General features: G+C 71.9%; 8 protein-coding genes. 4 read left to right on the forward strand and 4 right to left on the reverse strand.

Annotated elements, in window-relative coordinates; all coding sequences use genetic code 11:
- Positions 1–5: 5 nt before the first annotated feature.
- Positions 6–809 (reverse strand): ABC transporter permease, encoded by an 804-nt coding sequence (locus tag BLT43_RS17435; RefSeq protein WP_090115020.1) that lies wholly within the window; start codon positions 807–809, stop codon positions 6–8.
- A gap of 273 nt (positions 810–1,082) precedes the next feature.
- Here BLT43_RS17435 and BLT43_RS19475 point away from each other — a divergent pair, with 273 nt between their 5' ends.
- A complete protein-coding gene (locus tag BLT43_RS19475; protein WP_207497637.1) occupies positions 1,083–2,378 on the forward strand; it encodes a KpsE/RkpR family capsule polysaccharide export protein in 1,296 nt (431 codons plus the stop codon).
- A 5-nt stretch (positions 2,379–2,383) separates the two neighbouring features.
- Positions 2,384–3,046 carry an ABC transporter ATP-binding protein gene (locus BLT43_RS17445; protein WP_090114980.1) on the forward strand — a complete coding sequence of 221 codons (663 nt, stop codon included), beginning with the start codon at positions 2,384–2,386 and terminating at the stop codon, positions 3,044–3,046.
- A 21-nt stretch (positions 3,047–3,067) separates the two neighbouring features.
- Here the strand turns inward: BLT43_RS17445 and BLT43_RS17450 are convergent, their stop codons facing one another.
- The gene (locus BLT43_RS17450) at positions 3,068–4,006 is read right to left on the reverse strand and encodes a glycosyltransferase (RefSeq protein ID WP_165612659.1); all 939 of its coding nucleotides are present in this window, start codon (positions 4,004–4,006) and stop codon (positions 3,068–3,070) included.
- A 192-nt stretch (positions 4,007–4,198) separates the two neighbouring features.
- On the opposite strand from BLT43_RS17450, the gene BLT43_RS17455 reads away from it, so the two are divergent.
- Together BLT43_RS17455 and BLT43_RS17460 are read left to right on the forward strand one after the other, a co-directional pair.
- Positions 4,199–6,805 (forward strand): DUF4214 domain-containing protein, encoded by a 2,607-nt coding sequence (locus tag BLT43_RS17455; RefSeq protein ID WP_090114984.1) that lies wholly within the window; start codon positions 4,199–4,201, stop codon positions 6,803–6,805.
- Between the two features lie 63 nt (positions 6,806–6,868).
- Positions 6,869–8,971 (forward strand): DUF4214 domain-containing protein, encoded by a 2,103-nt coding sequence (locus tag BLT43_RS17460; RefSeq protein ID WP_090114986.1) that lies wholly within the window; start codon positions 6,869–6,871, stop codon positions 8,969–8,971.
- Positions 8,972–9,036: 65 nt separating this feature from the next.
- On the opposite strand, the gene BLT43_RS17465 is transcribed toward BLT43_RS17460, so the two are convergent.
- Together BLT43_RS17465 and BLT43_RS17470 are read right to left on the reverse strand one after the other, a co-directional pair.
- Positions 9,037–10,449: a mannose-1-phosphate guanylyltransferase/mannose-6-phosphate isomerase gene (locus tag BLT43_RS17465; RefSeq protein ID WP_090114988.1), complete on the reverse strand. Its 1,413-nt coding sequence runs from the start codon at positions 10,447–10,449 to the stop codon at positions 9,037–9,039.
- Between the two features lie 79 nt (positions 10,450–10,528).
- Positions 10,529–11,518, reverse strand: coding sequence for a sulfotransferase family 2 domain-containing protein (locus BLT43_RS17470; RefSeq protein ID WP_165612660.1), 990 nt, complete (start codon positions 11,516–11,518; stop codon positions 10,529–10,531).
- Position 11,519 lies beyond the last annotated feature (1 nt).

The raw sequence follows: 11,519 nt of genomic DNA on the forward strand, positions 1-11,519 counted from the left end.
ACGGCTCAGCGGTCCAGAAGCTCGGCGTGGAAGCGCCACAGCAGCAGCAGACCCAGCGCCAGGCAGGTCAGCGACACGCCCACCACGAAGGTCACCGAGACATAGGTGGCGTCGTAGGTGCTGTAGAAGCCGCGCCGCATCAGGCCCAGCACGTGGATCAGCGGGTTGAACCAGAGATAGTCGCTGTAGGGCTCGGGGATGGCTTCGAACAGGAAGAACACGCCCGAGACGATGAAGGCCGGCCGCATCAGGATCGACCAGACCTGCTGGAAGATGTTGGAGCGGCTGAACAGGTAGCAGTTCAGCGTGCCGATCCCGAGGCTGAGCAGCCCGGTCAGCGCGAAGGCCTCGATGATGACCGGCAGGTTCAGCGTCAGCCGCGTGTCGAAGATCAGGATGCAGCCGCCCAGCACGATGTAGGCCACCATCAACTGGGTCATGAAGTTCAGTGCGAAACGTGCCAGCAGCGCGTCGAGATAGGTGACGGTCGGGTAGGCCAGGAGCTGGCGCGAGTAGTTCAGCGCGCCCGCCACCGTGCCCTGCACGCCGGTGAAGATCAGGAAAGGCACCATGCCGGTGGCGTAGAACACCGCGAAGTTGGTGCCGAGCGGCGGCGAGCGGAAGGCCGCGGCGAAGACCAGCGTCAGCAGCGCGATGCCCGCGACCGGCTCCAGCACCGCCCAGAGATAGCCGCCGGGCGAGCGGCCGTAGCGGGTCGACATCTCGCGCAGGATCAGCGCCATGATCGCGCGCATCGAGGCGAAGCGCCGCCGCGGCATGCGCGGCCGGGCGAGGGGCAGGGAGGACATGTCCGGGCCGGGCTCCATGCACTGGTGGTCAGGGACTTCGGCTTGTATTAGCATCGCCCGAAGGCCACAAACACCCCGGAGGCCGCGGTGAGCGACGCAGCGAAACAGACGCCGCAGGAGCAGGCTCCGGGGGCGCAGACCGCCGGGCCGACGACCGGCCAGGCAACAGGCCAGGCAGCCGGCCAGACAACCGGGCAGACGCCGGCATCCGCGCCGAAGCTGGCGGCCGTGTCCGAGCGGCCGCAGCCGCCGCAGGGACAGGAGCAGACCGCGATGACGGCGCAGCCGCAGCCCAGCCGCCCCGCACCGGCGGAAACCCCCAATCCCAATCCCGGCCCCGCCGCCAAGCCGGGCCAGCCGGCGCCGAAGCCCCCGGGGCAGGCTCCGGGCCAAACACCGGGCCAGCCGCCCGCCGCCAAGCCGGGGGGCGCGAACGAGCGGCTGAGAAAGCCGGTCCGCCCCGCCTTCCGGCGCTGGCGGCACGTGCTGGTGGGGCTGAGTTTCCTCGCCTGCGTGGCGCTGCCCTCGGCCGGGGTCGGCACCTATCTGTGGACCGTCGCCGCCGACCAGTTCGCCTCGCGCACCGGCTTCTCGGTGCGGCGCGAGGAATCGAGCCCGGCGGCCGAGCTTCTGGGCGGGCTGACGAGCCTGTCGGGCTCGAGCTCGACCGACACCGACATTCTCTACGAATACATCCAGAGCCAGCGGCTGGTGGCCGACATCGACGCGCAGATCGACCTACACGCGATCTGGTCGAAGCCCGATTACGACCCTGTCTTCACCATCGAGCCCGACGCCTCGATCGAGAAGCTGCTGGCCTACTGGAAGGACATGGTGCGCATCTCCTACAGCTCGAGCACCGGGCTGATCGAGGTCGAGGTGCGCGCCTTCACGGCCCAAGATGCCACGCTGGTCGCGCAGACCCTGTTCGACGAGAGCGCGGAGATGATCAACCAGCTCAGCGACATCGCCCGCGAGGACGCGATCCGCTACGCCCGCGAGGAGCTGGACGAGAGCGTCGAGCAGGTGCGCGAGGCCCGAGAGGCGCTGACGCTGTTTCGCAACCAGAACCAGATCGTCGACCCGGAGATCGATCTCAAGAGCCAGAGCGGCGTGCTCAGCACGCTCGAGGCGCAGCAGGCCGAGACGCTGATCGAGATCGACCTTCTGCGCGACACCGTGCAGGAAAGCGACCCGCGGCTCGAGCAGGCGCGGCGCAGGCTGGCGGTGATCGAGGAGCGGATCGCGGCCGAGCGGCGCAAGCTCGGCTTCGAGGGCAACGAGCGCGAGGGCACGATCTTCGCCGACATCGTCGGCGAGTACGAGCGGCTGGTGGTCGACCGCGAATTCGCCGAGCAGGCCTATGTCTCGGCCCGCGCCGCCTACGACACCGCCCGCGCCGAGGCGCGGCGCAAGACCCGCTACCTCGCCGCCTACATGGAGCCGACCCAAGCCGAGACCGCCGAGTATCCGCGCCGCTTCACCCTGCTGGCGCTGATCTCGCTGTTTCTGTTCCTCGTCTGGTCGGTGGCGGTGCTGGTGATCTACTCGGTCAAGGACCGCCGCTGAGCGCCATGATCCGCTTCGAGCACCTGTCCAAGACCTTCTCTCTCGAGGGCAAGCGCAAGGTGGTGGCCGAGGACATCAACGTCACCTTCCCGACGGGGCGTGCGGTGGCGCTCTTGGGCCGCAACGGCGCCGGCAAGTCGACCCTGCTGAAGATGATCGCCGGCACCACGCAGCCGACCTCGGGGCGGATCGTCTCGACCGGGACGATCTCCTGGCCGGTGGGCTTCGCGGGCTCGTTCCACCCCGAGCTGTCGGGCGCGCAGAACTGCCGCTTCATCGGCCGGATCTACGGCGTCGACACCGACGAGCTGATCGCCTTCGTGCGCGAGTTCGCCGAGCTGGGCGTGCATTTCAACCTGCCGCTCAAGACCTATTCCTCGGGGATGCGCTCGCGTCTGGCCTTCGGCGTGTCGATGGGCGTGGCCTTCGACACCTATCTGGTCGACGAGATCACCGCCGTGGGCGACCAGGCCTTCAAGGCGCGCAGCGACCGGCTGTTCAAGCAGCGGATGCAGACCGCGGGCGCGGTGGTGGTGTCGCATTCGATGGGCCAGATCCGCGAGCTGTGCGACGCGGCGGCGGTGCTGGAGAACGGCAAGCTGCTCTATTTCGAGGATGTCGGCGAAGGCATCAAGCGCCACGAGCACAACATGAAGCGCGGCGCCTGACCCGTTTCGCTGCGAAACATCTCAGAACCGGCCGAGCCCGGCGGCGAGGTAGAGGCAGGCGCTGGTCAGCCGGCTCTGCCGGTGCACGCCGGCCCGCGCCAGCGCCAGCGCCCGCAGCGGGCCGCGCCGCCGCCGCGCGGCCCTGACACGGGCGAGGATGGCGCGGTTCTCCTCGGTCAGCAGCGGCTCGGTCCGCGCCAGCGCGTCGAGATTGGCCTCGACCCAGTCCGAGAAGTCGCGCCGCATCACCAGCCGCGCCCGCGCCCACGAGGCGCGCAGCCCGCGATGCGCGCCCATCTGGTTGGCGCCGTGCTGGCGGTAGAGCGCGACCTCCTCGGGGTCGACCACCACCGCGCCGCCGGCGCCGGCGACCAGCAGGTAGAGCCACCAGTCGTGATGCTCGGGGCCCGCCGTCACGCCGGAGCGGCGCACCAGGTCGACCGCGCCGGGGCTGAGCACGCTGCTGTGGCCGCTCACCACGTTCTGCGCCAGCGCGTTGGCGAAGCTGGGCGCATGGCGCGGCGGCCGGGTGCGGCCGATCGGGCGCAGATCCTCGTCGGTGTAGACGCTCTGCGCGCCGTAGAGCGTGACCGGCCCGCCGCGCGCGAGGCCCGTCAGTGCGCGGGCGAGCTTCTCGGGCCGCCAGACATCGTCTTGGTCCGACAGCGCGACGGGGCCCTCGGGCAGCTCGGGGTGCGCGAGCAGCGACAGGAAGTTCGCCGCCGGGCCGCGGCGCGGGCCTTCGACCAGACGCACCGCGTGCCGGCCGGATTGCGCCTTGGCAAAGCGGGCGACGATCTCGCGCGTCGCGTCGGTCGAGCCGTCATCGCTCACCCACAAATCCCAGGCGGCGTGGCTCTGGGCGAGGTAGGAATCGAGCTGCTCGGGCAGGTGGCGCGCGCCGTTGTAGCTGGCGAGAAGGATGGTGATCCGCGGCGCGGTGGGGTCTGTGACGGTCACGAGGGGCCGATCTTCGAGGCTGAGGCTGCGGACACTGTTCCCGCGAAACGGCGGCGAGCGCAAACCGGTCGCGCGGTCCCGGAGATGCCGGGGCCGGGTCTTGCAACCTTTCGTTAAGTTTTACCTTTGCAGGCTCAACCTCAGGGTCCGGCCGGCGGGCGGCGGGCGCAAGCAGGGAGGGGCGGAGGGACCGTGCCGGAGATCGCGTTCGTGCTGTCGCGCGCCGACGGGCCGGTCGGGCAGATGGCCGGGCTGTCGGACCTGCTCTGGCGCGCGGGCGAGGGGCGGCTCTACGCCGTGGCGCCGGGCGGGGTGTCGCTGCGCGACGGCGATCTGCGGCTTCTGGCGGTGGCGGGTGGCGCGGCCTCGGAGGGGCTCGCGGCGCCGCGGCGGCTTCTGGAGGTGGATCTCGGCGGTGCGCCGGCGCTCTTGGCGCCGGGGCGGCTCGGCGCGGACCTGGAGTTCTTCCGGCCGCGCGGCGACGCGCTGTCGGGCCGGGGCGGGCTGCGGCTCGACGAGGGCGGCGCGCAGGCGATCACCGCGCTGGCGGTGACGGGCGACCTCTACGTGACCGCGTCCCGGCAGGTGCCGGGGCTCACGGCCTGGCGGCGCGTGGGCGACCGGCTCGAGCCGGTCTCGCAGGTGCTGCTGCCGGCGAGCCCCGACACGGTGCTCGACCTCGCGCTGCATTCGGGGGCCGGCGGCCTGCGCGTGGTGGCGAGCCTGCCGGGCGCGGGCGGGCTGGCCGAGGTGCCGATCTCGCCCGGCGGCCTGTTCGGCGCGGCGCGCAGGCTCGATGCGCGCGACGGGCTCTATCTCAACCGCCCCGCCGATCTCGAGACGCTGCGCGTGGCGGGGACCGAGTACCTGCTGGCCGCCGCGCCGGGCAGCTCCTCGCTCGCGGTGCTGGCGCGCGACGCGGGCGGCGCGCTGCGGATCACCGACCATGTCGGCGACGACCGGGCGACGCGCTTTGCCGGGATCTCGGTGCTCGAGGCGATCGCGATCGGGGGGCAGGGCTACGTCGTGGCCGGCGGGCGCGACGACGGCGTCAGCCTGATGACGCTGCTGCCGGGCGGGCGGCTGCTGCATCTCGACACCCTCGCCGACGACACGCGGATGCATCTGGGCGACCCGGCGGCGCTGGCGCTGGGGGCGGGCGGCGCGGGGATCGATGTCTTCGTCGCCGGGGAGGCGGCGACGCAGGCGGGCACGGGGCTGACCCGGCTCAGGGTCGATCTCGGGCCGATCGGCCGGACGCTGGCGCTGGGGCCGGGCGACGACCGGGTCAGCGGCGGGGTAGGGCGCGACCAGTTCCATGGCGGCGCGGGCGACGACGTGCTCTCGGGCGGCGGCGGCGCCGACGTGCTGGTCGATGGGCCGGGGCAGGACGTGCTGTCGGGCGGGGCGGGGGCGGATGTCTTCGTGCTGCTGGCCGATGGCGAGGCCGACCGCATCGCCGATTTCGAGATCGGCACCGACCGGATCGACCTGTCGGGCTGGGGGCGTCTCTATACGGTCGAGGCGCTCGACATCACCCGCCGGCCCGACGGCGCCGAGATCCGCTTCGGGGACGAGGTGCTGCGGGTCGCGACCTCGGACGGGCGCGGCTTCGGGGCGGGCGATCTCGGGGCGGCGGATCTGTTCGACCTGTGGCATCTCGAGCTGGCGCCGCTGCCGGAGACCGGGCTGCGGCGCGAGGGGGGGGCGGGGCCGGATTACCTCGACGGGCGGGGCGGCGACGACCTGCTTCTGGGCGAGGCCATGGACCCGGCCTTCGACGCGGCCTCGGGGCGGGTGTTCCGGCTCTACCAGGCGGCGCTCGACCGCGCGCCGGACCTGCGGGGGCTGATGGCCTGGAGCGGGCGGCTGCTCGACGGCGAGCGCGGGCTTTTGGACATCGCGGCGGGCTTCACCCGCTCGCGCGAGTTCGCGCAGCGCTACGGCGCGACCGACAGCGGGGACTACGTCACGCTGCTTTACGCCAACGTGCTGGGCCGCGCGCCCGACCCGGGCGGCTTCGCCAACTGGACCGGGCAGATCGACAGCGGCGCGCGCAGCCGCGAGCAGGTGCTGATCGGCTTTTCCGAAAGCGCCGAGATGATCGCGCGCAGCGAAGCCGGGGCGCTGGTCTTCTCGCGCGCGGGGCTGCAGGCGCAGATGAGCGACGAGGTGTTCCGGCTCTACCTCTCGACGCTGGGGCGGCTGCCCGACCCGGGCGGGATGCTGGGCTGGACCGGGCGGCTGGCGCAGAGCCCCGAGCTGGAGCCGGTGGTGCGCGGCTTCACCCAGAGCCGCGAGTTCCGGCAGGTCTACGGCGCGGTCTCGGACGGCGACTTCGTGGCGCTGCTCTACGAGAACGTGCTGGGCCGCGCGCCCGACGCGGCGGGCTACGCGGCCTGGACCGCGCGGCTGGCCGGCGGCTGGAGCCGCGAGACGGTGGTGCTGGGCTTCTCGCAGAGCCCGGAGTTCATCCGCGACAGCGCGCCGCGTCTCGAGGCGTGGATGCGCGGGGAGGGGCCGGACGACCGGCTCGACGGCGGCGGCGGCGACAACCTGCTGATGGGCGGGATCGGCGCCGACGTGTTTTTGTTCCATCACGATGACGCGGGTCGGCATGAAGTTGCCGACCCCGAGCCCTGGGACAGTTTCAGCTTCGAAGGCTTCGGTTATGTTGGGCCCAGGCAGGTCCGCGCGCGGACCTTCCTGCGGGACGGGGACCTGGTCTTCGAGGATCAGGGGGTGCGGGTGATCCTGCCGGGGCTCGCCGGCCTCACGGATGACATGATCCTGCTCTAGCGCCGTGCCGGAAGCCGCCGACGCCACACCAGAGCCCGTCCACGGGCCGAGCAGAGAGCAGTTATGTCCAGTATTCCCCCCGGGCCCAGTGCCTTCGAGCTCGAGATGCTCGACCTCGTCAACCGCAGCCGGATCGACCCGGAGGGCATGGCCGCGTGGCTGCGCGCCGCCGTGCCCGGCGATGACGGGATGAAGGATGCGGTGCGCTTCTTCGGCACCGATCTCGAGGCCTTCACGCGCGCCATGTCGGGCTACGACGCGGTGGCGCCGCTGGCCTGGAACGGCGCCCTCGCCACCGCCGCGGAGGCGCATACGCGGCTTTTGATCGAGCACGACACGCAGTCGCACCGGGTCCATGACGACAATGGCAACCCGCTCGAGCCGGCGCTGCGCGGCCGGGTCGAGGCGGCGGGCTACGACGACTGGAGCCGGATCAGCGAGAACGTCTATTCCTACACCCAGTCGCCGCTGCACGGCCATGCGGGCTTCGTGATCGACTGGGGCTTCGACGCCGAGGATTACGACGGCGGCAGCCGCCGCTTGGACTGGAAGACCCGCGGCGACGGCATGCAGGACCCGGCCGGGCACCGGGTCAACATCCTCGACGCGAGGGTCTCGGAGCTGGGGGTCGCGGCGCTGGAGGCGCCGAAGGGCAAGGCCGTCGGGCCCTGGGTGGTGACCCAGAACTTCGGCGACCGGCGCGACGCCGAGGCGCAGCTTCTGGGCGTGGTGATCCGCGACGCCGATGGCGACGGCCATTACGACCGCGGCGAGGGGCTGGGCGGCGTCACGATCACCGCCACCGGCGCGGGCGGCCGCTTCAGCACCACCAGCTGGGAGTCGGGCGGCTACCAGATGGTGCTGCCGGAAGGGCAGTGGACGGTCAGCTTCTCGGGCGGCGGGCTCGGCGGCACGGCGCGCTACGAGGTCGCGATGGGGGCCGAGAACCGCAAGCTCGACGGCTTCGCCGCCGATGCCGGCGTGGTGGTGACGCGGCTCGTCGGCACCGCCGGCGCCGACCTGCTGGAGGGCAGCGACGGCGTGGACCAGGTGCTGATCGGCCGCGGCGGCGCCGACCGGCTGCTGGCCGGCAATGGCGACGACCTGCTGATCGGCGACGGCTTCTCGCCCGACCTCGCCTCCGACCTCGCCGCGAAGGTGTTCCGGCTCTACCGCGCCACGCTCGACCGCGACCCGGATGCGGGCGGGATGCGCGGCTGGGCCGGCAAGCTCTTCGAGGGCGAGGCGACGCTGCCTAGCGTGGTGCAGGGCTTCACCGGCTCGGCCGAGTTCCGCGCCACCTACGGCGCGCTGTCGAACGGCGCCTTCGTCGAGATGCTCTACAACAACGTGCTGGACCGCGCCTCGGATGCCGGCGGCAAGGCCAACTGGGTCGGCCGGCTGGAGGCGGGGGCGAGCCGGTCCGAGGTCGTTCTGGGCTTTTCCGAGAGCGCCGAGCACCAGAACCGGACCGCCGCCGCGGCCGAGAGCTTTGCCGCGCGCCATTCCGAGGCCGGCTGGACCGACGACGTCTACCGGCTCTACGGCGCCGCGCTCGACCGCGAGCCCGACATGGCGGGCCTGCGCAACTGGTCGGCGCGGCTGGCCGACGGCCTGTCGCGCGAGGCGGCGGCGGCGGGCTTCACGAACAGCGCCGAGTTCTCCGCCCGCTTCGGCGCGCCCGACAATGGCGGCTTCGTCGACCTGCTCTACCGCAACGTTCTGGGCCGCGAGGCCGACGCCCAGGGCCGGGCGAACTGGATCGAGCGGCTCGAGGCCGGCGCCAGCCGGGCCGAGCTGCTGAACGGCTTCGCCCATTCGCGCGAACATGTCCTCTCCACCGCCGAGGCGCTGAAGGACTACATGCGCGCGGGCGGCGATGACGACTGGCTGGCGGGCGGGGCGGGCGACAACCGGCTGGCCGGCGGCGCGGGCGCGGATGTCTTCGCCTTCACGGCCGGGCAGGCCGGCGTGAACGAGGTGCTCGACTTCGAGGCCTGGGACACGATCCGGCTCGAGGGCTTCGGCCATGCCTCGGCCGAGGCTGCCCGCGCCGCCTTCCGGCAGGCGGGCGACGACCTGCTCTACGAGGCGGAGGGGGTGACGATCCGGCTGCGCGACACGATGCTCGCGTCGTTGGAGGCCCAGGCGATCGAGATCGCCTGAGGCGCGGGCCAAATGAGGATCGGCGGCGGCCCCCGGTCGGGGGCCGCGTCATTCGCCATTTCGGCTCAGCTGCGGGCGTAGACGTCCTCGTAGCGGATGATGTCGTCCTCGCCGAGATAGGAGCCGGTCTGCACCTCGATCAGCACCATCGGCACCTTGCCGGGGTTCTCCATGCGGTGCACGGCGCCGAGCGGGATGTAGACGGACTCGTTCTCGGTCACGAGCTTCACCTCGTCGTCGATCGTGACCCGTGCCGTGCCCTGCACCACGATCCAGTGCTCGGAGCGGTGCACGTGGCTTTGCAGGCTCAGCGCCGCGCCCGGGTGGACGTGGATGCGCTTGACCTGGAAGCGGTCCGCGAGCACCAGCGTCTCGAACCAGCCCCAGGGGCGGTGGTCGACCGGCAGCTGCGTCGCCTGCTTGGCGCCGCGCGCCTTGAGCGCCTGCACCGCCGCCTTGACGTTCTGGCTCTCCGACATGTCGGCGACCATCACCGCGTCGCGCATCGCCACGGCGACGACGTTCTTCAACCCGATGCCCACCAGCTCGACCTCGCCGGCCTCGGAGCGCAGGAGCGAGTTCTCGCAGTCGAAGGCGGTGGCGTGCTCGGAGATGGCGTTGCCGGCGGCGTCGCGCGGCGATTCCTGCCAGACCGACTCCCAGCTGCCGAGGTCGGACCAGTGGTCGTCGAAGCGCACCACGCTGACGTTGCTGGCCTTTTCCATCACCGCGTAGTCGATCGAGTCCTCGGGCACGCGGGCCCAGAGATCGGGGTCGATGCGGGTGAAGTTCAGATCCTCGCGCCCGGCCTCGAGCGCGGCCGAGACGGTCTGGAACACCTCGGGCGCGTGTTCGCGGAAGGCGGCGATCAGGGTCTCGGCCGAGGCGAGGAACACGCCGGCGTTCCACAGGTTGCGCGCGTCGGCGAACAGCTCGGCCGCGCGGGCGGCGTCGGGCTTCTCGATGAAGCGGGTGAGCTCGTGCACGCCCTCATGGGTGAGCGCGCCCGCCTCGAGCCAGCCATAGCCGGTCTCGGGCCGCGAGGGCGCGATGCCGAAGGTGACGATCCGCCCCTCGCGCGCGGCGACCGCGCCGGCCTGCACCGCGGCGCGGAAGGCGTCCGGGTCGGCCACGGCGTGGTCCGACGGCACCAGCAGGATCAGCGCCTCGGGGTCGCGCCGCGCCGCGCAGAGCGCCGCGGCGATCGCCGCGGGCGCGGTGTTGCGGCCCTCGGGCTCGATCAGGATGCCCGAGGGCGTCACGCCCACGTCGTCGAGTTGCTCGCTGACGATGAAGCGGAAGGCGTCGCCGGTGATCACCAGCGGATCGGCGAAGCCCGCGCCGGTGAAGCGCCGCGCCGAGGCCTGGAACAGGCTGTCCTCGCCGAGGATCTCGGCGAACTGCTTGGGGTAGCTCTTGCGCGAGAGCGGCCACAGGCGGGTGCCGGAGCCGCCGCAGAGCAGGACGGGGGTGATCATGCAGTGAGTTCCTTTTCAACGGATCCGGAGAGGGGCTCGCGGATGTCGTGAGAAGAATGGATGGCGGTCCCCCCGCGGCTTACGAGACAGGGTCTTGAAGGGCCGGGGCGGGCGCGAAGCGGGCCCGCGCGGCCTCGAAGACCGTGCGGTCGTGCACGACGAGCTCCTCCATTCGTGCCAGCGTGTCCTCGGAGGGCACCTGCTTCTCGATCCGGCGCATGCCGGGATCGTTCTGCATCAGGCCCTCGAGGGTCTGCTTGCGCTCGATCCGGTCGACCGGCGGCTGGCCCAGCACCCGCGCCAGCCGCGCCACCGAGGCGTCGTAATCGTCCATGAAGCCGATGAAGTCGAACTTCTCGAGGTTGCGCAGGGCCTGGTCGCGCATCTCCACGATGCCGGGGCGGCGGGCATCCGACCCGCCCTGCCAGGCATGCGGCACCTGCGGCACGTCCGAGAAATGCCGCGCGATCGAGTTGTCGACCCCGGCATGGGCGCGCACATCGGGGTGGGCGAAATAGGCGTCGATGTCGAGCTCGACCGCCCAGCGGGCCAGCCCGAGATTGTTCTTGCGGACGAATTCGGGCCGATGGGCGCGGTGGAAGTGGTAGAGCGAGATCAGCCGCTCGCGCGGGTCGCGCAGGAAGGAGATCATCCGCCGCCGCCCCGGGATGAGGCAGGTGGAATAGTAGTCGTAATGGCCCGAGAACACCTTGTAGCGGGTCATCGAGGCGGCCGAGAGGTTGTGCAGGCCGTTGAACCGCTCCGGGTGGACGACCCCCGCCCCGTACCAGGCGCTCAGCAGCGCGTGCAGGGTCGTGCCGCCGCATTTGGGGATGTGCAGGTAGACCACGCGCTCGGCCTCGGCGGGGCCCATCGCGGCGCCGGCGTCGCGGGCCGGCTGGCCGTGGCGCCGCTGGTATTCCTTCGAGCCGAGGATGATGCGCAGGACCTGCTCGACGCCCATGTTCGCCTGGGTCTGCAGCGCGACCGGATCGGGCCGCCGCCCCAGGAGGGCCCTGTAGAGCAGCTCGATCTGTTCGGGGGTCGCGGTGTCGGTGGAACTCGCCATG

Origin of the sequence: Limimaricola pyoseonensis, from assembly GCF_900102015.1 — a bacterium.
In the GTDB taxonomy this organism is placed as follows: Bacteria; Pseudomonadota; Alphaproteobacteria; order Rhodobacterales; family Rhodobacteraceae; genus Limimaricola; species Limimaricola pyoseonensis.

Bases quoted from the DNA above. Each gene is read 5' to 3' on its own strand.
- BLT43_RS17435 (WP_090115020.1), bottom strand. From the start codon at position 809: ATGTCCTCCCTGCCCCTCGCCCGGCCGCGCATGCCGCGGCGGCGCTTC.
- BLT43_RS19475 (WP_207497637.1), top strand. From the start codon at position 1,083: ATGACGGCGCAGCCGCAGCCCAGCCGCCCCGCACCGGCGGAAACCCCC.
- BLT43_RS17445 (WP_090114980.1), top strand. From the start codon at position 2,384: ATGATCCGCTTCGAGCACCTGTCCAAGACCTTCTCTCTCGAGGGCAAG.
- BLT43_RS17460 (WP_090114986.1), top strand. From the start codon at position 6,869: ATGTCCAGTATTCCCCCCGGGCCCAGTGCCTTCGAGCTCGAGATGCTC.
- BLT43_RS17465 (WP_090114988.1), bottom strand. From the start codon at position 10,449: ATGATCACCCCCGTCCTGCTCTGCGGCGGCTCCGGCACCCGCCTGTGG.
- BLT43_RS17470 (WP_165612660.1), bottom strand. From the start codon at position 11,518: ATGGCGAGTTCCACCGACACCGCGACCCCCGAACAGATCGAGCTGCTC.